The following is a 24,596-nucleotide window of genomic DNA, read 5'->3' on the forward strand; positions in this document are numbered from 1 at the left end:
CGCCGCGTCTATTTTCTACAGCTCCCGCCAAAGCCGCCGATACAGTCCCCATAAAACCAATTCAACGCTCCAAGGGAGTATCAGCATGTTCCGGTGGCTTGCCCAGGGTCTGGGAAACGTAAGCGTTAATCGCAAACTTGGCTTCGGCTTCGGCCTGGTGCTGTTCCTCACCCTGATGATCGCGTTCACCGGCTGGTCCGGCCTGGGCAATGTCATCAGCCGGGGCGACAAGCTGGGGTTCATTGCCAGCCTGAACGACCTGAGCAAGGACCTTGACCTCGCCAGCATCGACTACAACACCACGCGCGGCGAAAAAGGCCCGCAGCAGGTCAACGACCTGCTCGGCAAGCTCGAAGCCGGGTTGAAGACAGCTCGCGAGATGATCGAACAGCCTGACGACGTGGCGTTGATCGACAAGCAACTGGCCGCCGTCGCCGAATACAAAAGCGCCTTCGCCCAGATGACCAGCGCCACCGTCAGCCGCGAAGATGCCCGCGGCAAGCTGGGCGCCAGTGCCGATAGCACCGTAGCCCGCGTCGCCGAAGTGGAGAAAGCGCTGCTGCAGGGCGGCGACATCACCCAGTTCAACAGCGTGGTGACCTTGAGCAAGGCGATCCAACAGGCACGCTATCAGGTTCGCGGTTACACCTACAGCGGCAAAAGCGAGGCCCAACAGCCGGCCATCGATGCAATTACCGATGTCCTGAAACTGCTGGCACGCTTGCCAGCCCAGTTGCCTGAGGAACACGCCGACAGGCTCCAGCAGGCCAGCGACTCGATGAACATCTACCGGGCGGCAGTCAGCCAGTTCCGTGACTCCCAACTTGATAACGGTGCCGCTCTGCAGCGCATGAGCGAGCAAGGCCAGGTCCTGATCGACTCCAGCCAGAAGCTCACCGCGTCCCAGACGGCCGTGCGCGATCATGACACCGCTCAGGCCAAGACCGTTCTGATCGCAGCCGCCGCACTGGCGCTGCTGTTCGGTGTGATCGCCGCCTTGCTCATTACCCGGCAGATCGTCGGCCCGCTGGATGAGACCCTGAAGGTGGCAGAACGCGTCGCCGCGGGCGATCTTACCCACAACCTGACGTCCGAACGCCGCGACGAACTCGGTCAATTGCAACGCGCCATGCAACGCATGACCGTTGGCTTGCGGCAGTTGATCGGCGGCATCGGTGAAGGCGTTACCCAGATCGCCAGCGCTGCTGAACAACTCTCGGCGGTGACCGAACAGACCAGCGCCGGGGTCAACAGCCAAAAGATCGAGACCGACCAGATCGCCACTGCCATGCACGAAATGACCGCCACCGTGCAGGAAGTGGCGCGCAACGCCGAGGAAGCCTCCGAGGCCGCCGTCGCCGCCGACCAACAGGCCCGCGAAGGCGACAAGGTCGTCGGCGAAGCCATCGCCCAGATCGAGCGCCTGGCGCGAGAAGTGGGCAACTCTACCGCCGCCATGGGCGATCTGAAGCGCGAAAGCGACAAGATCGGCAGCGTCCTGGACGTGATCAAGTCCGTTGCCCAGCAAACCAACCTGCTGGCCCTCAACGCGGCCATCGAGGCAGCCCGAGCCGGTGAAGCCGGGCGCGGCTTCGCCGTGGTGGCCGACGAAGTTCGCAGCCTGGCCCAGCGCACCCAGAAGTCCACCGAGGAAATCGAAGAACTGATCGTCGGCCTGCAAGCGGGTACCGAACAGGTCGCGACCATCATGGACAACAGCCGCAGCCTGACCGACAGCAGCGTCGAACTGACCCGCCGCGCCGGTGGCTCGCTGGAAAACATCACTCGCACGGTGTCGGCGATCCAGTCGATGAACCAGCAGATCGCAGCGGCGGCAGAGCAGCAGAGTGCGGTAGCGGAGGAAATCAACCGTAGCGTGCTGAATGTGCGGGATGTGTCAGAGCAGACGGCGTCGTCCAGTGAGGAAACGGCTGCCTCCAGTGCCGAACTGGCGCGGTTGGGGGTTCATTTGCAGACGTTGGTGGGGCGGTTTCGGGTTTGATTCGGGTGTTGAAGTTGTGTGTATATCCGTTGTTTAAGTAATGGCTACTTAGGGTTTCGCCCTGACGGCGAGTCACTTTCGAAAGGCGCGAAAGTAACCAAAGCGCCTCTGCCCCACCACTTGGCACCTCGCTTAGGCTCGGTGTGCCCTCACTCCGGCATTGCTCCGTGGGCCCGCCGCGAAGGGCCATCCATGGCCCAGCGCGGCTATCCCGGCATCCATGCCGGGATGCCCACTACGCAATACCTGCGTTCGGCCATCGTGGTTAACGGGGCGCCCGAGATCAACGTCCACCGCGAGGCGGCCTGAAAGCCGACCTGTTTCTTTGGTGACCGCGTTTCCCTGTGGGACCCGAGCTTGCTCGTGATGACGCTGGGGCAGTTGGCATGCATGGCGAAAGTGCCGCGGTCTTCACTCCCACATGAAAAAACCATTTTTCCTGAACAAACAACAAACCCGTGGCGAGGGAGCTTGCTCCCGCTCGGCTGCGCAGCGGCCGTAAAAAACGACCTGCTGTTTCCCTGATGCATCTTGCCGAATGGTTTTGGGGCTCCTCCGCAGCCCAGCGGGAGCAAGCTCCCTCGCCACGGTTAATGCGGCCACCAACGAAAAATGTCGAATGTGCAGGTTGTTCGCGAACAAACTCACTCCTACAGAATGAACGCGGTCACCTAGAGACAGGTCGGCTATCAGGCCGCCTCGCGGTGGACGTTGATCTCGGCGCCCCGTTAACCACGCTGGCCGAACGCAGGCATTGCGCAGTGGGCATCCCGGCATGGATGCCGGGATAGCCGCGCTGGACCATGGATGGTCCTTCGCGGCGGGCCCACGGAGCAATGCCGGAGTGAGGGCATGCCGAGCCTTAGCGAGGCACCGAGTGGTGGGGCAAAAGCGTTTTGGTTACTTTTGCGCTTCTCAAAAGTGACCCGTCGTAAGGACGGAACCATAAGCAGCCGTGACCTAAACAACGGATATACATACCAAAATACCTACGTCCCACAGTCCGTCATCCCAAGGCTACGACGTCTTGCGTCTTTGCCTACAACTACGCCAGAATCCGCCGGCTTGTGCGCCTTGGCCCTGGGCTCTAACGTTTGCAGGTCGCTGTCGATTCAGCGATCGGGTTTAGCAGCCTGGATAATCCTAGACGTACGCTCCCACATGCGCGAGCAGGCTTCAGCGCCTGCACATTGATGTCATGGCGGTTGTGCGTGGGAGACCTTCGGGTCTGCCGGGTTCTAGGGTCCCGGTCTGCTAACCCGCGTACAGTCGCCACCCCCCTCGTTTAGCAGCGATATCTGGCGGCTCCATTACCCTAGGAGCGTCAACCATGTACAAAGCCACACCGAACCCACCAGAACCAGAAACCCACCCCAACGACAATCCATCGAGCCAGATCTTCACCGTCGTGGACGGCATCGACACCGAAAGCCTGCTGGCCAACCTCAGCGAAACCCTGGCCTCGGCCGACGCCATGATCAACGACCTTGCATTCGACCTGGAAGGCTCGCGGCGACACATTGCCCTTGGCATCCAGCAACTGATCGAACTGAGCGGTTTGTTGGCGAATCGAGTGTTGGACACCGTCAATCCGCAGCACTGACCTCACCGCGCACCGCGGCGAGCAGGCTCGCCCGCACATTGGATCGAAGTACGACCGCAAAACCAGGTCGGCTATAAGGCCGCCTCGCTTTAGACCTTGATCTTGATCCTGATCTTGATCTTGATCTTGATCTTGATCTGGGGCGCCCCGTTAACCACGCTGGCCGAACGCAGGCATTGCGCAGTGGGCATCCCGGCATGGATGCCGGGATAGCCGCGCTGGGCCAGGGACGGCCCTTCGCGGCGGGCCCACGGAGCAATGCCGGAGTGAGGGCACACCGAGCCTGGGCGAGGTGCCGAGTGGTGGGGCAAAGCCTTTTTTGCTTACTTTTTTTGGCGTCTGAAAAAAAGTGAGTCGCCGTAAGGGCGAAACCATAAGCCGCCGTGACCTAAATAACGGATATACATACAAAATTATCTGCATCTAACAATCGGTCAGCTCAAGGCTACGACGTCTTGCTCCTTTGCCTACAACGACACCAGAACCCGCCGACTTGTGCGCCTTGGCCTTGGGTTCTACCGTTTTCAGGTACCTGTCGGTTCAACGATCGGGTTTAGCAGCTCGGCACATATCAAGGCACGCAGGTCCGTTTTATGGCGGCTGTACGTGGGGCACTTCGGTGCGCCTGGTTCCTTGATTCCTGGTCTGCTAACCCGCGTACTGCCGTCACCCTTTTCGTTTAGCAGCGATGTCTGGCGGCTCCATTACCTAGAAACATCAGGCAGCTACGCCACCCAGCGAAAGCAAGCGCCCTCGCCACAAGAGCAATCCACAGATAAAAATGCGCCCAACAAAAAGCCCCGCCTCTTTTCAGAAGCGGGGCTTTTTGGGTATCAGGCCAGTTGAGGCTGTGCGCCCACCGGCTGAAGCGGCAACAACGGTGCATGTGGATCGGCCTTGACCGATTCACGCCACGCCGCCAGCCACTCGGGATGCGCCTCGCTCCAGACCTGCTCATGCAGGCGGGACAGGGCCACCGGATCGCTCAGCAGCGCCAATCGTTCGGCGTTGTTGAGCCCGGCCGGGCCAACCTTCAAGGCATGACGGACGCGCTCGACGCGCAGCCATTCGATCGGCTCGGCCTTGCCGTGACGGGAGGTAGCCAATGCGTACGCCAGGGCGTTCTGTCGCGGATCGACCACCGCCCGGATGAAGCCGTCGTTCAGCGCGTGCCAACGGTTTTCATGGGTGTACTGGTCAGTCGACAGCAGTTCCTGTGGTGGCGCGTATTCCTCGGGAATCAGGAACAGGCTTTCATCACGGGACTTCAAGCCCAGGCCCACGCGGCTGGAGATCACCGAAACCGGGATCGACAGCATCAGCGAGCCGACAATCGGCACGAGCCACCACAGGAAGCTCGGGTTCAGCCAGATCACCAGCAAGGCCCAGAAGAAGCCCAGCAGGGTCTGCGGGCCGTGGCGCTTGATGGCTTCGCTCCAAGGCGTAGAGTCATCGTCACGCTTGGGCGAGTTCCAGGTCGCGGCCCAGCCCAGGAAGGCGGCCAGCACGAAACGGGTGTGGAAGATCATGCGCACCGGCGCCAGCAGCATGGAGAACAGCATTTCCAGCAGCATCGACATCGTCACCTTGAACTTGCCGCCGAACTCCTTCGCGCCTTTCGCCCAGATCAACACGATGCTCAAGAGCTTGGGCAGGAACAGCAGCACGATGGTGGTCGAGAACAGCGCGATGGCTTTTTCCGGATGCCATTGTGGCCACAGCGGATACAACTGACGCGGCTCGAGGAAGTACTGCGGCTCCATCAGCGTGTTCACCGCCAGCAGCGCGGTGGACAGCACCAGGAAGAAGAACCACAGCGGTGCCGACAGGTAGGACATCACGCCGGTCAGGAACACCGCACGGTGCACCGGGTGCATGCCCTTGACCAGGAACAGCCGGAAGTTCATCAGGTTGCCGTGGCACCAGCGACGGTCACGCTTGAGTTCGTCCAGCAGGTTCGGTGGCAGCTCTTCGTAGCTGCCCGGCAGGTCATAGGCAATCCACACGCCCCAGCCAGCACGGCGCATCAGCGCAGCTTCAACAAAGTCGTGGGAGAGGATCGCACCGGAGAAGGCACCTTTACCGGGCAACGGCGCCAGGGCGCAGTGGTCGATAAACGGCTTCATGCGGATGATCGCGTTGTGGCCCCAGTAGTGCGACTCGCCCAACTGCCAGAAGTGCAGGCCGGCGGTGAACAGCGGACCGTAGACCCGTGTGGCGAACTGCTGCATGCGCGCATACAGCGTGTCCATGCCCGAGGCACGCGGCGCGGTCTGGATGATGCCAGCGTCCGGCGTGGCTTCCATCAGGCGCACCAGGCTGGTCAGGCATTCGCCGCTCATGACGCTGTCGGCGTCGAGCACGACCATGTACTTGTAGTCGCTGCCCCAGCGACGGCAGAAGTCGTCGAGGTTGCCGCTCTTGCGTTTCACGCGGCGACGGCGGCGGCGATAGAAAATCTTGCCGAAGCCCCCGGTTTCACGGCAGACATCCAGCCAGGCCTGTTGCTCGGCGACGCAGATGTCGGTTTCGTTACTGTCGCTGAGCACGAAGAAGTCGAAGCGGTCCAGGTCACCCGTGGCCGCGACCGACTCGAACGTGGCGCGCAGACCGGCGAATACCCGTGGCACGTCCTCGTTACAGATCGGCATCACCAGGGCGGTGCGGGCATCCTTGGGAATCGGCTCGTTACCGGCACTGGCACCGGAAATGCGGTACTTGTCATGCCCGGTGAGCAGTTCGAGGAAACCCATCAGCGCGGTCCAGAAACCGGCCGAGACCCAGCAGAACAAGATCCCGAACAGGATCAGGATGCTGGTTTGCAGCGCGTATGGCAGCACTTGCGTGGCCGTCTGCAGCAGCGGCTGATGCAGCACTTCATCCAGGTCCACCAGCGACCAGCCCTGGTACGGCATGATGCCTTTCATGTACCAGCCGGCCACGATGGTCTGGCCGAGCATCAGGATCAACAGGATGTAGCGGCGGATCGAACCCACGGTACGCCAGCGCGCATGCGGCAAGACGCGCTCGTCCTTGGGCGGCTTCGGCGGGTTGGTGCGACCGGTCAGGCGGCGCCAGGCGCGTACCAGGATGTTGGTGCGCCATGGCTCCGGCACGACCTTGGTCCGGCGAATCGGCGGAGTAGCCTTCAGGCATACACGGCCACTGGAATCGAGGGCCAGCATTTCGGCATCCTCGAGTTCCTCGGCAGTGCTGAGCGCCAGGCGACGGCCCACCGAGGCTTGGGCTGCCTCGTCGGGCGCATCGAACGTCGACGAAGCCAGGCGTTCATGCAATTCGCTGAAGGACTTGCAGCCCGCCAGTTCGGCGCGCTGCTCGTCGGTCATCGGCAAATGGGCCAGATACTCGCTCAGAGACACTGGCTGTACGGAAGTATTACTCATCGGCAGGCAACTGATAGCTCCAGGTCTCGGTCAGGACTTGCTCAGTCTGCTCCGGTTCCTGCGGGGTTGGGGTCGGCTCGGCGGCGGCGGTGGACGCCTTGACGGCCTTGGCTTCCTGCTGCTCGCCGGCCTGTTCGTTGGCTTTCTCTTTCTCGCTCTGCTGCTTGGCGACCTTGTCGGCCTTGGCCAGCGTGGTCACGGAATGCGAGGTAGCCGGCAGCTCTACAGGAACCAGCGGCCGGACCAACGCGGCACGCATCTCGGTCGCCTTGCCCGGATCCTTGATCTTCAGGCGCAACGTCAGGCGCCAGCCCTTGGTTTCAGGGTTGTAGCGCACGCTGTTCTCAACGATTTCGCCGTTGTCACCCACGCTCACCTGGCTACGCACCTCGGCGTCTTCAGGCAGGGCTTGCAGGGACGGGCCTTCGAAATCGACCAGGTAGGCCACGCTGCCATCCGGCTGGCGAATCAGGTTGGACTGCTTCACGTCACCCGTGGAACGCAGGGTCTGCTTGACCCAGGCGCTGTCTGGCGAGTGCAGGCTGGCTTCATCAAGTGTCCAGTGCAGGCGATAGGCGAAGTCCAGTGGCTGGCCTGGCTCAGGCAGTTTTTCCGGGCTCCAGAACGCAACGATATTGTCGTTGGTTTCGTCGGCGGTCGGGATCTCGACGAGGTCGACGGTACCCTTGCCCCAGTCGCCTTTCGGTTCGATCCAGGCGCTTGGACGTTTTTCGTAGCGGTCGTCCAGGTCTTCGTAGTGGCTGAAGTCACGACCACGTTGCAGCAGGCCGAAACCACGCGGGTTTTCTACCGAGAAGTTGCTCACGGCCAGGTGTTTCGGGTTGTTCAGCGGACGCCAGATCCACTCGCCGTTGCCGGCATGGATGGACAGGCCGCTGGAGTCGTGGAGCTCGCGACGGTAGTTCAAGACCTTGGACGGCTGATTCGCGCCGAACAGGAACATGCTGGTCAACGGGGCGATGCCCAGCTTGTTGACGCGATCACGCAGGAAAACACGCGATTTGACGTCAACGACTGTATCGGTGCCTGGGCGCACAGTCAGGCGATAAGCGCCGGTGGCCCGTGGCGAATCGAGCAAGGCGAAGATTACCAGGTGCTTATCGGTCGGCTTCGGACGCTGGATCCAGAACTCACGAAAACGCGGGAACTCTTCACCCGATGGCAATGCGGTATCGATCGCCATGCCGCGAGCGGACAAGCCATAAACCTGGCCCTTGCCGATGACGCGGAAATAGCTGGCGCCGAGCATGGTCATGATTTCGTCTTGCTTGTCGGCCTTGTTGATCGGGTACAACACGCGGAAACCCGCGTAGCCCAGTTGTTCGGTGGCCTTCGGATCGAACTTCACATCACCGAAATCGAAGCGTGTCGGGTCGTATTTGATCTCATCGACGGTGGTCGCGGTGATTTCGTTGATCTTCACCGGTGTGTCGAAATGCATGCCCTGGTGATAGAAGGACAGCCGGAACGGCGTCTTCTGGTCGGCCCATTCAGCTTTTTCGGTGCGGAAACGGATTTTCTGATAATCGGCGAATTTCATTTCGCGGAATTCGTTCGGCAAGTTGCTGCGCGGGGCTTCGAATTTCTGCCCGGCCAGTTCTTGTGCCTTCGCCGATACATCATCCAGGCTGAATGCCCACAGTTGGCCCGCGCCAAACAGGCACAGCAGGGCCGAGCCCGCTACCAGAGCGTTTCTAAACCGTTTGGCAGTCATTTTTGGTGCATTACAGGGACTAACAATCACGAGCAACCCTCGCCGAAAACAGATCAAAAAACCAACGGCCAGATAAAGTATCTGCACGGTAACGGCGCTGAAAAACCGCTCCTGCGGACCACTCTTGCCAAGTTGGCGAGCATTGTTCCGACTCCGATGGGACAAAATGATTCCCCAAACGGTTCAGGACAAGTCTCTACCTAAGTCAAATGGACCGGCGAACGCCGATCCCCCGTAGCGCGCGATTATCTAGTAGGCCGCGTGACAACGCATCAGGGCTAGCAAAGTATTTATCGAGAAAACTCCCTGTTTTGACTCGAAACCGGACCGAAAAGATGTTTCAAACGCTTTCAGACCTGTAACAGAAAGGTTACCGGGCCATCATTGACCAGATGCACTTGCATGTCGGCGCCGAATCTACCTGATGCCACGGTGCCATGCACCTGTTTCGCCTGGCTCAGCAGATAGTTGTACAACTCTTCGCCAAGGACGGGCGGCGCGGCGGTTGAAAAGCTCGGGCGCAGACCGCTTTTGGTGTCCGCCGCCAGGGTGAACTGCGAGACCAGCAGCAAACCACCCGCGACGTCCGCCAGGGACAGGTTCATCTTGCCGTCGGCGTCGCTGAACACCCGATAGTTAAGCAGCTTGTGCAGGAGTTTGTCGGCACTGGCCCGGGTATCCCCAGGCTCGACGGCTATCAGCACCAGCAAGCCATGGTCCACGGCCCCGACGATCTCGCCCGCGACTTCGACCCGGGCGCCGCGAACCCGCTGCAGCAACCCCTTCATGCTTCTTCGGGGGGCAGGTCGAGCAGGCGGCGGGCCATTTGCGCGGCGGCGCGCACCAACGCGTCGGTAATCCCTGGTTCCGAAGCGGCATGGCCGGCGTCACGGATCACCTGCAGCTCGCTGTTGGGCCAGTTCTGGTGCAGCTCCCAGGCATTGTCCAAAGGGCAGATCACGTCGTAGCGACCATGCACGATGACGCCCGGCAAATGGGCGATCTTGCCCATGTCGCGAATCAACTGATTGGGTTCGAGAAAGGCGTTGTTGGTGAAGTAGTGGCATTCGATCCGGGCGATCGACAGCGCTCGCTGCGGCTCGGAGAAACGATCGACCACCAGCGGGTTCGGGCGCAGGGTCGCGGTGCGCCCCTCCCAGGTGGACCAGGCCTTGGCCGCGTGCATCTGGGCGATCTGGTCGTTGCCGGTCAGGCGTTTGTGGAACGCGCTGAGCAGATCGTCGCGCTCATCCAGGGGGATCGGCGCGATGTAATCCTGCCAGTAATCGGGAAACAGGCGACTGGCCCCGGCCTGGTAGAACCATTCGATTTCCTGCGGACGGCAGAGAAAGATCCCACGCAAGATCAGGCCATGTACCCGCTCCGGATGAGTCTGAGCGTAGGCCAGGGCCAGGGTCGAGCCCCAGGAGCCGCCGAACAGCACCCACTTTTCGATGCCCAGGTGCTTGCGGATGCGCTCCAGGTCTTCGACGAGGTCCCAGGTGGTGTTGTTTTCCAGGCTCGCGTGAGGCGTGGAACGGCCGCAGCCGCGCTGATCGAACGTAACGATGCGGTACAGATTCGGATCGAAGTAGCGACGGCTTTGCGCATCGCAACCCGCCCCCGGGCCACCGTGGATGAACACGACAGGCAGGCCTTCCGGCGAGCCGCTTTCATCGACATAGAGCGTATGGGTGTCATCGACAGCCAGATCGTGCCGGGCATGGGGTTTGATCTGCGGGTACAAAGTCTGCATTGCGCGCTCCGTAAGGGGTCGAGTCATCCGTGTGGGGACTTCTATTTAGTCTGCCGTCCGGCATCATAAACCCGAATTACCTTAATGAGCATGCCCTGCGGCAGTCAAAGCGTGTCGGCCAGGTAGGCCAGTAGCCTGCGATATAGCTGATCGACCTCCGGCACCTGGCCCCGCGCACGCAGGCAACCGTGGACCAGACCCTCGCCGTTGTACAACACAGAGGCTACCCCTGCGGCGCTCAGGCGCTCGTTATAGAGGACGCCGTCGTCGCGCAGCGGATCCCATTGCGCCACGGCAACCAGCGTCGCGGGCAGGCCGCTGAAATCATCGGCGAGCAATGGCGCGGCGTAGGCTGAGGGCTGGGTGCCACGCAGGTACCACGCGTCATAGCGTTGCAGGTCACTGCGGCTCAAGAGCGGCGCGTCGAAACGTTCGGTGCGCGACGGTAAATGCTCGGGACCACCAAGCGCCGGGTAGATCAGCACCTGGGACCGGGGCAGAGGCTGCCCTGCATCGCGCAAGGCCAGGCACACCGCAGCGGCGAGGTTGCCGCCGGCGCTGTCGCCCACCACGGCCCGGCGCCGAGGGTTGATGGCAAACGGCAGGTCCCCCAGGTGGCGCCACACAGTAAGGCAATCTTCGAACCCGGCGGGAAACGGATGCTCGGGGGCAAGCCGGTAATCCACCGCCACCACCAGCACGCCGAGGGCCGCGGCCAGTTCCATGCAAATGAAATCATGGGAATCCAGGTCCCCTACCACCCAACCGCCACCGTGCAGGTAAAGAATGCACGGCCACCCGGCGAGCGGCGGCGAAGTACGCAGGTGATAGGCCCGGACAGCCACGCCAGCCAGGTGCAGATCCTCGACCGCAAGCGTTGATGGGCGCGGCGGGGTGAATGCCCGGCACATCCGGCTGTAAGCCTGACGCGAGCCGGCGAGGCTGTCATCCGGGCTGGTGAAGCTCAGGGTCTTGTCGATGAAGGCGGACATTGCCTGAGAGAGTGGGTAGGCCATTGTGGTTCGCCGTGGACGCTATGGTTTAGCCCGAAAGCTTTTGTGGCGAGGGAGCTTGCTCCCGCTGGGCTGCGCAGCAGTCCTCGCTTCCTGGCGGCTGCTGCGCAACCGAGCGGGAGCAAGCTCCCTCGCCACGGGGGATATCAGTGCCCGCAAGACTGGGTCAGTTCTTGAGACTGGCCTGCACCGCCGCGATGCCATCCTTGCCATCGAAGCTGGTCACGCCGGCGAGCCAGCGCTGCAGGTCCTCCGGGTGCTCGCGCAACCATTGCCGCGCGACGTCCTGGGGCGTCTTGCGCTCCATGATCGGCACCATCAACTGGCTTTCCTGGGCGGCGGTAAACGTGAGGTTCTCCAGCAGCCGCTGCACGTTCGGACACCGCTGTGTGTAGTCCGGCGCGGTGACGATGGAGACCGTCGCGGCGCCTTCGTTGGGGCCATAGACGTCTTCGCTGCCGGTCAGGTAAGCGATGTTCATGTTGATGTTCATCGGGTGCGGGGTCCAGCCGACAAAGACCACGAATTCCTTGCGATTGACTGCCCGCTGCACCGCCGCCAGCATCCCGGCCTCGCCGGACTCGATCAGCTTGAAATCCTTGAGACCGAAGTGGTTGGTCTCGATCATGGTCTTGATGGTGGTATTGGCGCCGCTGCCCGGCTCGATGCCGTAGATTTTCGCCCCCAACTGGTCCTTGAACCGGGCGATGTCGGCGAAGGTCTTGAGCCCCGCCGCCGCCACGTAGTCGGGAACGGCCAGGGTCGCCTGGGCGTCGGCCAGGCTTGGTTTGTCCAGTACTTTCACTTGATTGGCCGCCAGGAACGGGGCGATGTTCTTGTCCATCGCCGGTTTCCAGTAGCCGAGGAAAATGTCGAGCCGCTTGTCGCGGATGCCGGCGAAGATGATCTGCTGCACGGCGCTGGTCTGCTTGCTTTCGTAGCCCAGGCCAGTGAGCAGCACGTCAGCCATGCCACTGGTGGCGATCACGTCGGTCCAGTTGACCACGCCCATGCGCACGGTCTGGCAGGACGCTGCCTCGGCAGCCATCGCGCCGGAGCTCAACAGGACGGTACCGCAGAGGATCGACAGACAGCCTTTGAACGGTCTTTTCATCGGAAAGGTCTCGTGCGGCAGCGGATTATTGTAGTTCGGTGTCTTGGTGCACCGTGACCGGAACATTACGCAGCGTCGAGGGGCTGAAGATGAACTGTGGCGACGCGGTTTTGCACGGTGGCGACAGGTAAGACGATGAACGCTTCTGTGGCGAGGGAGCTTGCTCCCGCTGGGTGGCGAAGCCGCCCCAAGGATCTTGTGAGCGCTGCGCACTCAAGCGGGAGCAAGCTCCCTCGCCACAATAGCCGCCTCACCTCGAATTAGCGTTTGTAGGCCTCTTGTCCCCACGCCAGGAAACCTTCCAGCAACTCCCTGAGTACCACCTGGGTCGGCGCCGCCAGGTCCGGGCGATAGTTGAATGGCTCGAACTCTTCCATGTAGGTGCTCTGGCACAGTTCCAGCTGCACTGCGTGAATGTCCTCGGCCGGATTGCCGTAGTGCCGGGTGATGTGTCCGCCCTTGAAGCGTCCGTTGAGCACATGGGTGAACTGGCCGTGGCGGGCGCAAATGGCTTCGAGCTGGCTGGCCAGGGCCGGGTCGCAACTGGCGCCGTTGAACGTGCCGAGATTGAAGTCCGGCAGCTTGCCGTCGAACAGGTGCGGGATCACCGAACGGATCGAGTGGGCATCGAACAGCAAGGCATAGCCGAACTCGGCCTTGAGTCGCGCCAGTTCCTGTTGCAGGGCCTGATGGTAGGGCATCCAGATCTGCTGCAAGTACGTGGCACGCTCATCAGCCGACGGCGCCAGGCCTTCGCGAAACAACGGCACGCCATCGAACAGCGTCGCCGGGTAAAGGCCGGTGGTGGCGCCGACGTACATCGGTTTGTCATCGGAAGGACGGTTCAGGTCCACGACGAACCGCGAATATTCAGCCGCCAGGGTGCTGGCGCCCAGCTCATCGGCGAAATCATACAGCCGGGGAATATGCCAATCGGTGTCCGGCAGGCTCTGGGCCTCGGGGATCAACCCGGCCTCTACCGCCGGCGTCAGGCGCAGGCCAGCGTGAGGCATGCTAATCAACAGCGGCACGCGCCCTTGCTTGAAATTCAGGACCTTCTCCACAACCGTTCTCCTCAATCGATTTCCACGCCGTGGCGCACGACGCGTTTTTCCAGATCGCCGCCGAGCCAGTACGACAGATCGGCCGGGCGATCGATGTGCCAGGCGACAAAGTCCGCCACCTTGCCGGCTTCCAGCGAGCCGTGGGTCTGGGCCATGCCCAGGGCCTGGGCGGCATGAATCGTTGCTCCCGCCAGTGCTTCTTCCGGGGTCAGGCGCAGGCAGGTGCAGGCCATGTTCAGCATCAGGCGCAACGACAGCGCGGGCGAGGTGCCGGGGTTGAGGTCACTGGCGACGGCGATTTTCACGCCGTGCTTGCGCAGGGCATCCATGGGCGGCAACTGGGTTTCACGCAGGAAATAAAATGCCCCCGGCAGCAGCACCGCTACGGTGCCAGACTCGGCCATGGCCTTGGCGTCATTCTCGGTCATGAATTCCAGGTGATCGGCCGACAGCGCCTGATACCGCGCCGCCAGGCTGGAACCATGCAACGACGACAGTTGCTCGGCGTGCAGCTTTACCGGCAGGCCCAATCGCTGCGCGGTCAAGAACACCCGTTCGACCTGCTCGGGAGAAAACGCCAGGTACTCGCAGAACGCATCCACCGCGTCCATCAGCCCCTCGGCGGCCAACGCCGGGAGCATTTCGGCGCAGATGTGTTCGATGTAGTCGTCGGCGCGGTCCTTGTATTCCGGCGGCAAGGCGTGGGCCGCCAGGCAGGTGCTGCGCACACTGACCGGCAATTCGGCGCCGAGGCGGCGGATGACCCGCAGCATCTTGCGTTCGCTGGTCAGGTCAAGGCCGTAGCCGGATTTTATTTCCACCGTGGTCACGCCGTCGCGCATCAGGCTTTTCAGGCGTTTTGCGGCGCTGGCGAACAGCTCGTCCTCGCTGGCGGCGCGGGTGGCGCGCACGGTGCTGGCGATGCCACCGCCGGCCGCGGCGATGTCGGCGTAGCTGACGCCTTGCAGGCGCTGTTCGAATTCACCGCTGCGGTTGCCGCCGAACACCGCGTGGGTGTGGCAATCGATCAGCCCCGGGGTGACCCAGGCGCCCTTCAGGTCGTTGATTGCCGGGTAGTCGCCCACCGGCAATTCGGCACGGGGGCCGATCCATTGGATGTGCTCGCCCTGAGTAACAATGGCGGCGTCTTCGATAATCGAGTAGACACCCTGGGCCATGGTGGCGGCGTGGCAGTTTTGCCAGAGGGTTTTCATCCCGAGTCTCCTCGAATTATTCAAAATCGAATCGCGAGCAAGCTCGCTCCCACAGGGATCAGGGGTGTACCCCAGATCGGCGTTCGGCACCGCCCCCCTGTGGGAGCGAGCTTGCTCGCGATGAGGCCCTTACAGGCTCGGCAACAACTGCGCCGTGACCAGCTCGTTCAGACACCGACTCGCCAACAGCTCACTGGCCGCGTTGATGTCCGGCGCAAAGAACCGGTCCTTCTCGTAAAACGGTACTTCTGCACGCAGCAGCGCCCGGGCCTGTTCCAGTTTGGCCGAGGTTTTCAAACCGCCGCGCAGATCCAGCCCCTGGCACGCCGCCAGCCATTCCACCGCGAGAATCCCGCGGGTGTTCTCGGCCATCTCCCACAAGCGCTTGCCGGCGGCCGGGGCCATGGAGACGTGGTCTTCCTGGTTCGCCGAGGTCGGCAGGCTGTCCACCGAATGAGGATGGGACAGCGCCTTGTTTTCACTGGCCAGGGCCGCAGCGGTAACCTGGGCGATCATGAAGCCGGAGTTGACCCCGCCATTGGCCACCAGGAATGGCGGCAGTTGCGACATGTGCTTGTCCATCATCAACGAAATGCGCCGCTCGCTCAGGGAGCCGATCTCGGCGATCGCCAGGGCCATGTTATCGGCCGCCATCGCCACCGGTTCGGCGTGGAAGTTACCGCCGGAGATCACGTCGCCCTCGGCGGCGAACACCAGCGGGTTATCCGACACAGCGTTGGCCTCGATCACCAGCACCTCGGCGGCCTGGCGGAACTGGGTCAGGCAGGCGCCCATCACTTGCGGCTGGCAACGCAGGGAGTACGGGTCCTGGACCTTGTCGCAGTTCTGGTGCGAATCCGACACTTCACTGCGCTCGCCCAACAGGTCGCGATAGGCCGCGGCGGCATCGATCTGGCCTTTCTGGCCGCGAGCCGCATGGATGCGCGCATCGAATGGCGAGCGCGAGCCAAGCACCGCTTCCACCGTGAGGCTGCCCAGCGCCAGGGCAGCGGCAAACAGGTCTTCGCCTTCGAACAGGCCGCGCAAGGCAAACGCGGTGGACACCTGGGTGCCATTGAGCAACGCCAGACCTTCCTTGGCCGCCAGGGTCAGCGGCGCGAGGCCGGCGACTTTCAGGGCGTCGACAGCCGGCAGCCATTCGCCTTTGTAACGGGCCTTGCCTTCGCCCAGCAGCACCAGGGACATGTGGGCCAGAGGCGCCAGGTCACCGGATGCGCCCACCGAACCTTTCAGCGGAATGTGCGGGTAGACCTCGGCGTTGATCAGTGCGATCAGCGCATCGATCACCTGCCGGCGAATGCCGGAGAAACCCCGGCTCAGGCTGTTGACCTTGAGCACCATGATCAACCGCACCAGCGCATCACTGATCGGCTCGCCGACGCCGGCGGCATGGGACAGCACCAGGGAGCGCTGCAGGTTTTCCAGGTCTTCGCTGGCGATACGGGTCGAGGCCAACAGGCCGAAACCGGTGTTGATGCCGTAGGCGGTGCGATTCTCGGCGAGGATCTGCTCCACGCAGGCAACGCTGGCTTCGATCTGCGCCGATGCGCTGGCGTCGAGGCTGAGCGTCACCGGTTGCTGATAGATGTCACGCAATTGAGCCAGGCTCAATTGGCCGGGAATCAGGTTCAAGGCAGTCATGTATTGCTCCTTTTGAGAGTTTTGTTTTTACCCGCCAGTCGCTCCGGAATGTTCCGTTATCCGTCACCTTCGCCTTTTGGGCGACGCCTTGTGGGCTAGGTGCCTTGGCACGCTGGTGTTTTTTTTGATCAATTCAAATTCGGTAGAACGTGGTGCAGCACGTTCGGATCCCTGAGCAGCCCGGCGGCGCTGGCGATGTCCGGCGCCAGCCAGCGATCCTGGTCGTAGGCCGGGACGCGCTCGCGCAGCAGCTTCCAGGCGGTGTCGGTGCCAGCGCCAAAACGCTGCGCCTTGAGAAACTCAAAGGCCTGGGCCGCCAGCAGGTATTCGATGGCGAGGATCTGCGTACAGTTTTCCAGCGCCCGGTGCAGCTTCAGGGCCGCGTTGGTGCCCATGCTCAAATGGTCTTCCTGCAACCCGGATGTGACGAAATTGTCGAGCACCGCCGGTTGCGCCAGTTGCTTGTTTTCCGCGCACAGCGACGCGGCGACGTATTGCACGATCATCATCCCCGAATTCACCCCGGGATTGGCCACCAGGAAGGCCGGCAGCCCACTGACGTGCGGGTTGATCAAACGGTCGAGGCGACGCTCGGCGATGGAGCCGATTTCCGCCATGGCGATCGCCAACAGGTCAGCCGCCAGCGCCACCGACTGGCCATGAGGGTTGGCCTGGGACACGACCCGGAAATTGTCCGGTGTACCTAGCAGCAGAGGGTTATCGGTGGCGGCATTGAGTTCGGTTTCGATCTGCTGCCGGGCGTGGGCCAGTTGATCGCGCGCGGCGCCATGCACTTGCGGAATCGAGCGGATGCTCAAGGCGTCCTGCGTGCGGATGCCCAGGCTCGAAGCGATGACTTCGCTGCCATCGAGCAGCGCCCGCAAGTTACTGCCCACCTGCTGCATGCCGGGGTGCGGCTTGAGCGCAATGATCTCGGCATCGAACGCGGCGATCTGCCCGCGCTGAGCCTCGAAGCTCATGGCACCGATCACATCGGCCCACTGCACCAGGCGCGTCGCATCGGCCAGGGCCAGGCAACTGAGGCCGGTCATGCACGGCGTGCCGTTGACCAGGCACAAACCGTCCTTGGCCCCCAACTGCACCGGTTGCAGACCTTCTGCGGCCAGCGCCTGCTGCGCCGAGACGACCTGCCCGCGATAGCTGACCTCGCCGACGCCCAGCAGCGCGATGCTGATGTGGGCCATGTGGGTCAGGTAACCCACCGAACCCTGGGACGGCACTTGCGGCGTGATGCCGCGATTGAGCAGCGCCAGCAACGCCTCGACCACCCGGCGATGGATGCCTGATCTGCCTTGGCTGTAGTTGAGAATGGCCGCGCACAGGATCGCCCGGGTCTGCTCATCGGACAGCGCCGGGCCGACGCCACAGGCATGGCTGAGCAAGGTGTTGCGCGACAATTGGCTGAGCTGTTCGTCCTTGAGCGAGACATTGCACAAGGCCCCCAGGCCGGTGTTGACGCCATAGGCCCGTTCACCGCTTTCGACGATGCGCTGGACGATGGCCTGGGCATTGTCGATGCGCGCCCAGGCCTGGGCCGATAGCTCCAGCACAGCGCCGAAGCGGGCGACGGCGACCACGTCCTGCCAGCGCAGCGGGGCGCCGGTGATGATGATTTTTTCAGCCTGGGACATCTCAAACCTCATACCCATAAAGTTGCCAATAACATTTGTGGCGAGGGGATTTATCCCCGTTGGGCTGCGAAGCAGCCCTAAAAACTCTCGCCTCGATGCATCTGGCCAATTGGATTCAGCTGTTTTGGGGGCGCTACGCGCCCCAGCGGGGATAAATCCCCTCGCCACAACTGAGTCCGGTCTTACACCACCGCCGCCCTGCGCTGCACAAACCGGTCAACATACTCATCCGCCGGCGAGTGCAGGATCTCCCGTGGCGTGCCGACCTGGATCAGCTTGCCGTCCTTGAGAATCGCGATGCGGTTGCCGATGCGTACGGCCTCGTCGAGGTCGTGGGTGATGAAGACGATGGTCTTGTGCAGAGTCTTTTGCAGTTCCAGCAACTGGTCCTGCATTTCCGCGCGGATCAGCGGATCGAGGGCGCTGAACGCCTCGTCCATCAGGATAATGTCGGTATCCGCCGCCAACGCCCGGGCCAGGCCGACGCGCTGGCGCATGCCGCCGGAGAGCTGGTGCGGGTATTTGTTCTCGTAGCCCTTCAGGCCCACGGTGCTGATCCAGTGCAACGCCCGTTCGGCGCAGACCTGCTTGCTTTCGCCGCGCACTTTCAAGCCGTAGGCGACGTTGTCCAGCACGCTCTTGTGGGGCAGCAGGCCGAAGCTCTGGAACACCATGCTGATCTTGCGTCGACGAAATTCACGCAAGGCATCCATGTCCAGTTGCAGGATGTCTTCGCCGTCCACCAGGATCGCGCCGCTGGTAGGGTCGATCAACCGGTTGAAGTGGCGAACCAAAGTGGACTTGCCGGAACCGGACAGGCCCATGATCACGAAAATCTCACCGGTGCCGATGCTCAGCGACAGGTCGTTCACGCCGACCACGCAGCCGGTTTCGGCCAGCACCTGGTCCTTGGTCCTGTTCTGGCGGATCAGCTCCAGGGCCTCCTTGGACCGGTTGCCGAAAATCTTGAAGACGTTCCTGACTTCGATCTTGCTGACGGCTGCGTTGCTCATTTGCTCACCTCATGCCGAGGACGACCGTAGGCCTGGGTAATGCGGTCGATGACCACGGCGAGAATCACGATAGCGAGCCCGGCTTCGAGGCCGCGCCCGACGTTGAGGGTCTGGATGCCGACCAGTACGTCTTCGCCCAAGCCACGGGCGCCTATCATCGAGGCGATGACCACCATCGACAGGGCCATCATGGTGGTCTGGTTGATCCCGGCCATGATGCTCGGCAGGGCCAGGGGCAGTTGCACGCCGAACAGCTGCTGCCAGCGGTTGGCGCCAAAGGCGTTGATGGCTTCCATGACTTCGCCGTCAACCTGGCGGATGCCCAGGTCGGTCAGGCGGATCAATGGCGGCGCGGCGTAGATCACCGTGGCGAAGATCGCCGGGACCTTGCCCAGGCCAAACAGCATCAACACCGGAATCAGGTACACGAAGCTTGGCATGGTCTGCATGATGTCCAGCAGGGGCATCAGCACCGAACGCAGGCGATTGCTGCGCGCCGAGAGAATGCCCAGCGGAATCCCGATCAGCACCGAAATCAGCGTCGCTACCAGCATCAGCGCGAGGGTCTGCATCAGTTTGTCCCACAGGCCCACCGCGCCCACCAGGAACAACAGGCCGACGATCACCGCTGTCGCCACGACCTTGCGGGTAGCATGCCAGGCAACGCCGCCGACGATCGCCAGCATCAGCCACCAGGGGGCCATGCGCAGCAGACCTTCAAGGTTGACGATGGCCCACAGCAACGTGTCGGAGATATGCCGGAACACATCGCCATAGTTGGTCACCAGGGAGTCGACCCAACCGTTGACCCAGTCGGCGATGGAGAAGGTAAAGCTTTCGGGAAACATAAGAGACTCTCGATCAGGTGGATGCGGTGAACGTCCCGGCCAGCCCCACGGTTGGCCGGGAAATATTCGACCTACAGAGCCGCGTCGATTTTCTTGGCAGCGTCTTCGCTGACCCAGGCATGCCAGACTTCAGGATGTTCCTTCAGGAAGATCTTCGCCAGTTTCGGCGACTCGATCCGCTCTTTGGCCATGCGCCCGAGGTTCTGGTTCAGGATGTCGATCGGCAGGTTGACCTTTTCCAGCACCGCCACCAGTTCCGGAGCCTCGTCGTGGAAGGTCTTGGACAGGCCGACCTTGATGCTCACGCTTTTATCCACGCCCGGTTTTTCTTCGAGCTTCACCAGGTCGACCTGGCCCATCAGCGGTGTTGGCGACCAGTAGTAGAACAGGATCGGCTCGCCACGCTTGTAGCTCGACAGCACTGCCGCATCCAGCGCCGGGCCGGTGCCTGGGCGGAAGTTGGTGTAGGTTTTTTCCAGGCCGTAGCTTTTCAGCATTTCGCTGTTGTCCAGCTCGCAGGTCCAACCGGCCGGGCAGTTGTAGAAGCGGCCCTTGGATGGCTCCTCCTGATCCTTGAACACGGCGGCGTACTGGCCCAGGTCGGCGATATTCTTCAGGCCCGGGGCCTTGGCTTCGAGCTTGCGCTTGGCATCACCTTCGATCACGTAGCGCGGCACGTACCAGCCTTCGATCGCGCCGACCACCGGTGCACCGACGCCCACCACCTTGCCGGCCTTCTCGGCCTTGTTCCACACCTCACTGCGGCCGACCCACTCTTCGGCGAACACCTGGATGTCGTTGCTGCTCAGGGCGTTCTCCATGGTAATGGAGTTGCCTGGCAGGCTGTCGGTCTTGCAGCCGTAGCCTTTTTCCAGCACCACTTGCATCACGTCGGTCAGCAGCATGCCGCTTTCCCAGTTCAGGCCGGCGAACTTCACCGGTTTGCCCGACTCGCACCAGCCGGCCGCTTGCGTGGCGCCAGCGCTGGCCAGCAGGCCCATGGCAAGCAATGTGGTCAGCAGGGTCTTGTTCGATTTCATTGTGTGACGCTCCTAATCAGTTGGATTGGCTTACGGCAGTCAAGAGGCATCCAGCCCTGTCAACGTCCCATCAGACCGCTTGGATGCGGCCCGCCCTGCTCGGTTGTGCGTCAACCGCGTCCTGCTCGACCGGCAGGATCAATTGATCGGGTACTGCGCTGTGCCACTTTCTGGCGATGAGGTAATACAACGCCGCCGGGACCACCAGACCGATGATCCACGAGATATCCACACCACCCATGGCTTTCACCAACGGGCCGGTATAGAACTTGGTGGCGATGAACGGCAACTGAACCAATACACCAAAGACGTAGACGCTGATGCCGAGGGCGTTCCAACGACCGTAGCGACCGTTCGGGTCGTTCAGTGCCGGCACGTCATAGCGCTCGCGCGTGATGCAGTAGTAGTCCACCAGGTTGATCGCGCTCCACGGCGTGAAGAATGCGAGCAAGAACAGAATGAAAGACTTGAACGCGCCGAGGAACGAATGCTGGCCGAGCAGCGCGATCAGGGTCGCGGCGCCGACGATGACCAGCACGAAGACCAGACGCTGCAACCGCGTTACGTTCAGGTGCCCGCGGAAACCGCTGATGATCGTCGCGATGCACATGAAGCTGCCGTAGGAGTTCAGCGTGGAGATGGTGACCTTGCCAAAGGCGATGCTGAAGTACAGCAGCGCAGCGGTGGCGCCGGTGCCTCCCAGGCCTACGATGTAGGCGACTTCGTGACCGGCGAACTGCCCGTTGGCCGAAGCGGCGGCAAACACGCCGAGGATCATCGCTACCTGCGCGCCGATGACGGAACCCGCGCCGGCGGCGAAAAAGGTTTTCACCGAAGACGTCTTGCTCGGCAGGTACCGCGAGTAGTCAGCCACGTAGGGGCCGAAGGCGATCTGCCAGGAGGCCGCGAGCGACACCGCCAGCAGGAAACTGCTCCAGCTGAAATGGCGAATTTGCAAGAGCGCGCCAACGTCCGTCTGGCTGACCAGGCGAGCGAACAGGTAGACAAAGGCAATCACACCAATAACGCTGGCGACCCGGCCAATGAAGTGGATCACCCGGTAACCGAGCACCGTCACCAGCACGATGACACTGGAGAAAATGAGGATGCCGAGACTGTCACTGACGCCAAACAACTGGCCCAGCGCCTGGCCGGAAAGCACGGTTCCCGTGGCGGTGAAACCCAGGTACATCAGGCACACCAGCACGATCGGGATGGCCGCGCCATACACACCGAACTGGACCCGGCTGGAGATCATCTGCGGCAGGCCCAGCTTGGGCCCTTGCGCGGCATGCAAGGCCATGACGCCACCGCCGAGCACCTGGCCGATCAGCAGACCGATCAACGACCAGAACACATCACCGCCAAGCACCACCGCCAACGCGCCGGTGACAATTGCCGTGATCTGCAGGTTGGCCCCCATCCAGAGGGTGAACTGGCTCAACAACCGACCGTGTCGCTCCGCTTCCGGGATGTAGTCGATCGAACGTTTCTCGATCAACGGCTTGCTGCTATCGCGTGTGCTGGTGACAGCCATGATTCAACCTCTGTGGATTGTTCTGGTTCGGGCGATGCTTTTATGTGTGGGAGCGAGCCTGCTCGCGAAAGCGGTGTGTCATTCAACACATGCCTCGGATGACAAGCCGCCTTCGCGAGCAGGCTCGCTCCCACATGGGTTTTGCGTTTACTTACCAGTGATCATCGGCAGGTTCAGCCCCTGCTCCTTCGCGCAATCAATGGCAATCTGGTAACCCGCATCGGCATGCCGCATGACGCCAGTGCCCGGATCGTTGTGCAGTACGCGGGCGATACGCTCGGCCGCTTCGTCGGTGCCATCGCAGACGATCACCATGCCCGAGTGCTGGGAGAAACCCATGCCGACGCCACCACCGTGGTGCAGCGACACCCAGGTCGCGCCGCTGGCGGTGTTGAGCAAGGCATTGAGCAGCGGCCAGTCGGAAACGGCGTCGGAGCCGTCCTGCATGGATTCGGTTTCACGGTTCGGGCTGGCGACGGAGCCGGAGTCCAGGTGGTCGCGGCCGATCACGATCGGCGCCGACAACTCACCGCTGCGCACCATCTCGTTGAAGGCCAGGCCCAACTTGGCGCGCTGGCCCAGGCCAACCCAGCAGATACGTGCCGGCAAGCCCTGGAAGCTGATGCGCTCGCGGGCCATGTCCAGCCAGTTGTGCAGGTGAGCGTCGTCGGGGATCAGTTCCTTGACCTTGGCGTCGGTCTTGTAGATGTCCTGCGGGTCACCCGACAGCGCGGCCCAGCGGAACGGGCCGATGCCCCGGCAGAACAGCGGACGGATATAGGCGGGGACGAAACCCGGGAAATCGAAGGCATTCTCGACGCCCTCTTCCTGGGCCATCTGGCGGATGTTGTTGCCATAGTCGAAGGTCGGCACGCCCATTTTCTGGAAGGCCAGCATGGCTTTGACGTGCACGGCCATCGATTGCTTGGCGGCCTTCACCACGGCGGCAGGTTCGGTCTTGGCGCGGGCGCGGTATTCGTCCCAGGTCCAGCCGGCCGGCAGGTAACCGTTGAGCGGATCGTGGGCGCTGGTCTGGTCGGTGACCATGTCCGGGCGCACGCCACGGCGAACCATTTCCGGGAGAATTTCGGCGGCGTTCCCACACAGCGCGATGGAAATCGCCTTGCCTTCGGCGGTGTATTTCTCGATGCGCGCCAAGGCGTCGTCGAGGTCTTTGGCTTGCTCGTCGACGTAACGGGTTTTCAGACGGAAATCGATGCTTACCTGTTGGCATTCGATGTTCAGCGAACATGCGCCGGCCAAGGTCGCGGCCAACGGTTGCGCGCCGCCCATGCCACCCAGGCCGGCGGTCAGGACCCAACGGCCCTTGAGGTTGGAATCGTAATGCTGGCGACCAGCCTCGACGAAGGTTTCATAAGTGCCTTGGACGATGCCCTGGCTGCCGATGTAGATCCAGCTGCCGGCGGTCATCTGGCCGTACATGGCCAGGCCCTTGGCGTCGAGTTCGTTGAAATGCTCCCAACTGGCCCAGTGCGGCACCAGGTTGGAGTTGGCGATCAGTACGCGAGGAGCGTTGCTGTGGGTCTTGAATACGCCCACCGGCTTGCCGGATTGCACCAGCAGGGTTTCGTCGTCATTCAGATTGGTCAGGCTTTCGACAATCTTGTCGTAGCATTCCCAGTTGCGCGCCGCGCGACCGATGCCACCGTAGACCACCAGCTCCTTGGGGTTCTCCGCCACTTCCGGGTCGAGGTTGTTCATCAACATCCGCAGCGGCGCTTCAGTCAGCCAGCTCTTGGCGGTCAGCGTGTTACCGCGAGGCGCGCGGATTTCAACGTCACGGTATTTTTCAGGTTTGCGGGTAGCGTCGGTCACAGCAAAAACTCCTCAGCGATCAATCCAGACCAGCCCGGGCAGTGGGCAGCGATTCAGCGAACGTTGCGTTGAATGCAGGCGACTCATACGCATACGTCTTTAC

19 protein-coding genes are annotated in these 24,596 nt (G+C 62.2%); 3 read left to right on the plus strand and 16 right to left on the minus strand.

All coding sequences use genetic code 11. The features are described 5' to 3' along the window. Positions 1-85: 85 nt before the first annotated feature. From J3P96_RS25905 to J3P96_RS25915, 3 genes are all read left to right on the plus strand, one after another. A complete protein-coding gene (locus J3P96_RS25905; RefSeq protein ID WP_434653955.1) occupies positions 86-2,002 on the plus strand; it encodes a methyl-accepting chemotaxis protein in 1,917 nt (638 codons plus the stop codon). Positions 2,003-2,122: 120 nt separating this feature from the next. After that, positions 2,123-2,311, plus strand: a complete 189-nt coding sequence (locus J3P96_RS25910; protein ID WP_434658373.1) for a nucleoid-structuring protein H-NS — start codon at positions 2,123-2,125, stop codon at positions 2,309-2,311. A gap of 1,021 nt (positions 2,312-3,332) precedes the next feature. Continuing rightward, the gene (locus J3P96_RS25915) at positions 3,333-3,605 is read left to right on the plus strand and encodes a DUF6124 family protein (protein WP_434653958.1); all 273 of its coding nucleotides are present in this window, start codon (positions 3,333-3,335) and stop codon (positions 3,603-3,605) included. 89 nt (positions 3,606-3,694) lie between these two features. On the opposite strand, the gene J3P96_RS25920 is transcribed toward J3P96_RS25915, so the two are convergent. The 16 genes from J3P96_RS25920 to hutU all read right to left on the minus strand — a co-directional run bounded on the left by J3P96_RS25920 (position 3,695) and on the right by hutU (position 24,493). Continuing rightward, positions 3,695-3,916 (minus strand): nucleoid-structuring protein H-NS, encoded by a 222-nt coding sequence (locus J3P96_RS25920; protein ID WP_434658375.1) that lies wholly within the window; start codon positions 3,914-3,916, stop codon positions 3,695-3,697. A gap of 522 nt (positions 3,917-4,438) precedes the next feature. Further along, a complete protein-coding gene (gene mdoH, locus J3P96_RS25925; RefSeq protein ID WP_434570189.1) occupies positions 4,439-7,009 on the minus strand; it encodes a glucans biosynthesis glucosyltransferase MdoH in 2,571 nt (856 codons plus the stop codon). Beyond that, positions 7,002-8,744 carry a glucan biosynthesis protein G gene (locus J3P96_RS25930; RefSeq protein WP_434626479.1) on the minus strand — a complete coding sequence of 581 codons (1,743 nt, stop codon included), beginning with the start codon at positions 8,742-8,744 and terminating at the stop codon, positions 7,002-7,004. The genes mdoH and J3P96_RS25930 overlap by 8 nt, the downstream gene beginning before the upstream one ends. Before the next feature lie 350 nt (positions 8,745-9,094). After that, on the minus strand, positions 9,095-9,532 hold the full coding sequence (gene dtd, locus J3P96_RS25935) for a D-aminoacyl-tRNA deacylase (protein ID WP_434653960.1): 438 nt from the start codon (positions 9,530-9,532) through the stop codon (positions 9,095-9,097). Then, a complete protein-coding gene (gene pip, locus J3P96_RS25940; RefSeq protein ID WP_003196909.1) occupies positions 9,529-10,500 on the minus strand; it encodes a prolyl aminopeptidase in 972 nt (323 codons plus the stop codon). Before pip ends, dtd begins: the two co-directional genes overlap by 4 nt. Before the next feature lie 104 nt (positions 10,501-10,604). Then, entirely contained in the window at positions 10,605-11,516 is a 912-nt protein-coding gene (locus tag J3P96_RS25945) for an alpha/beta hydrolase (RefSeq protein ID WP_434653963.1), read from the minus strand. Between the two features lie 163 nt (positions 11,517-11,679). Continuing rightward, the gene (locus J3P96_RS25950; protein ID WP_434653966.1) at positions 11,680-12,627 is read right to left on the minus strand and encodes a choline ABC transporter substrate-binding protein; all 948 of its coding nucleotides are present in this window, start codon (positions 12,625-12,627) and stop codon (positions 11,680-11,682) included. A 260-nt stretch (positions 12,628-12,887) separates the two neighbouring features. Next, positions 12,888-13,691, minus strand: coding sequence for an N-formylglutamate deformylase (hutG, locus tag J3P96_RS25955; protein WP_434653969.1), 804 nt, complete (start codon positions 13,689-13,691; stop codon positions 12,888-12,890). 11 nt (positions 13,692-13,702) lie between these two features. Further along, entirely contained in the window at positions 13,703-14,905 is a 1,203-nt protein-coding gene (gene hutI / locus J3P96_RS25960) for an imidazolonepropionase (RefSeq protein ID WP_434653972.1), read from the minus strand. A 129-nt stretch (positions 14,906-15,034) separates the two neighbouring features. Beyond that, positions 15,035-16,567, minus strand: coding sequence for a histidine ammonia-lyase (hutH, locus tag J3P96_RS25965; RefSeq protein ID WP_434626486.1), 1,533 nt, complete (start codon positions 16,565-16,567; stop codon positions 15,035-15,037). Between the two features lie 128 nt (positions 16,568-16,695). Then, the gene (gene hutH, locus J3P96_RS25970; protein WP_434653975.1) at positions 16,696-18,219 is read right to left on the minus strand and encodes a histidine ammonia-lyase; all 1,524 of its coding nucleotides are present in this window, start codon (positions 18,217-18,219) and stop codon (positions 16,696-16,698) included. A 182-nt stretch (positions 18,220-18,401) separates the two neighbouring features. Beyond that, a complete protein-coding gene (locus J3P96_RS25975) occupies positions 18,402-19,232 on the minus strand; it encodes a quaternary amine ABC transporter ATP-binding protein (RefSeq protein ID WP_305497396.1) in 831 nt (276 codons plus the stop codon). Next, positions 19,229-20,080, minus strand: a complete 852-nt coding sequence (locus J3P96_RS25980; protein ID WP_109752006.1) for an ABC transporter permease — start codon at positions 20,078-20,080, stop codon at positions 19,229-19,231. Before J3P96_RS25980 ends, J3P96_RS25975 begins: the two co-directional genes overlap by 4 nt. Positions 20,081-20,151: 71 nt before the next feature. Then, complete coding sequence (locus J3P96_RS25985; RefSeq protein ID WP_434653978.1) at positions 20,152-21,120, minus strand: ABC transporter substrate-binding protein; 969 nt, start codon at positions 21,118-21,120, stop codon at positions 20,152-20,154. A 70-nt stretch (positions 21,121-21,190) separates the two neighbouring features. Then, the gene (locus J3P96_RS25990; RefSeq protein ID WP_434653980.1) at positions 21,191-22,657 is read right to left on the minus strand and encodes a purine-cytosine permease family protein; all 1,467 of its coding nucleotides are present in this window, start codon (positions 22,655-22,657) and stop codon (positions 21,191-21,193) included. A gap of 147 nt (positions 22,658-22,804) precedes the next feature. Next, positions 22,805-24,493: a urocanate hydratase gene (gene hutU / locus J3P96_RS25995; protein WP_039592729.1), complete on the minus strand. Its 1,689-nt coding sequence runs from the start codon at positions 24,491-24,493 to the stop codon at positions 22,805-22,807. Positions 24,494-24,596 lie beyond the last annotated feature (103 nt).

The organism is Pseudomonas sp. R3-56 (assembly GCF_051132075.1).
Classification (GTDB): Bacteria; Pseudomonadota; Gammaproteobacteria; order Pseudomonadales; family Pseudomonadaceae; genus Aquipseudomonas.